At 71.2% G+C, this 1,349-nt stretch carries 1 protein-coding gene; it reads right to left on the minus strand.

Features of this window, described 5'->3' with window-relative positions; translation table 11 throughout:
• The coding region (locus tag OCW50_RS33035; protein WP_262300401.1) for a phenylacetate--CoA ligase family protein at window positions 1-1,349 on the minus strand (1,349 nt) is incomplete at both ends.

Below are 1,349 nucleotides of genomic sequence, written 5' to 3' on the forward strand. Positions count from 1 at the left end.
AACTTCCCGTTTGCGGATCGCGGGATCTGCTGGACGCGCTCGAACACCACTTCGACATCGCCCATGCGGCTGCAGATCGCCGCCAGGATCTCGCCCTCGGCCTCCGGGCTCCAGTTCGGCGCCGGAATGTAGCGCACCCGCAGACGCCGCAGCGTCTCCTGCACGATCTGCGCCTCTCGGACGGGCGCGCCTGCTTTGATGACCGATCCGAGCCGGCTGACACGTCGTCCGTCCTGGGTGTAGAGCACGTCGTCGCTGCGGCCCTCCACCCGGGCCAGACGCGGCAGCGTGCGCCCGCACGCGCACATCTCGTGCCCGGCCTCCACAGCACCCCGGTCGCCCGTGCGGTAGCGGATCAGCGGCATGTCCGGATTGTTCAGCCCCGTGGCCAGAAACTCTCCCGCCTGGCCGGCCGCCACCGGCACACCCCCGTCCACCACCTCCAGCACCCCCGATTCCGGCCACAGATGCAGTGCCCCGTGCGAGCACTGGCTCGCCGACAGCACCGCCTCGGTCATGCCGTAGCTCTCCACCACCGGACAGCCGAACGCCCGCTCGATCGCATCCCGCTGCACCTCCAGCAGAGGTTCGGACACAGTAATCACGACCTTGAGGCCGGGCACGCTGAGGCCGCGCGCGAGCAGGTCCTCGGCCAGGGCATGCAGGCCGGACGGGTAGCCCCACAGGTAGCGCACCTTGTGGCGCACCAGCGCGGCCAGGTAGTGCTCGGCCGCCGCCGGCGAGAGATGATAGGCCGACATGTACAGCTGGCGCAGGCCCGCGTTCCACACCCAGTACGGCGGCTCCTGCTGCGCCACCGGCGTTACCAGCTGGCCACTGATCGTTGCCCAACGGTCGTGACGTGAGACGCCGTTCCAGCCGCGCCAGCGCGCCTCCATCAGGGCGTACTGGCGCAGCACCGTGGCATGGCTCTGCAGGATGTGCACCGGCGTGCCGGTGGTGCCGCTGGTATGCACGCCGAACATGCGTCCCGGCCGGCAGTCGTCGGCCAGAAAGGCGCGCGGGTTGGCCCGCAGCTCCGCCTTCTCCAGCACCGGCCAGTGCTCCAGCAGCTCGGACGAGCGCCGGTCGCCCTGGCGTCGGCGGCGGGCCCAGTGCTCGCGGTACCAGGGCACCCGGGTCTCGGCCCGGTGCAGGAGGCGGGCCAGCTCCTCGGCCGTCCAGGCCTGCCACTGCGCCGGGCTCCAGGTCTCGCGGCTGAGGATCTCGGCCACGGCCCGGTCGGTGGCCCCGTTGTAGCGCCACCAGCGCAGGTACAGCCCGCGCGCGCTCGCCGAGGCGCAACGCAGCGGATAGGGCAGACGGTGATAGAGCGCGACGGCTTTCAT

This window comes from Microvirga sesbaniae, assembly GCF_025460805.1.
GTDB lineage: Bacteria > Pseudomonadota > Alphaproteobacteria > Rhizobiales > Beijerinckiaceae > Microvirga > Microvirga sesbaniae.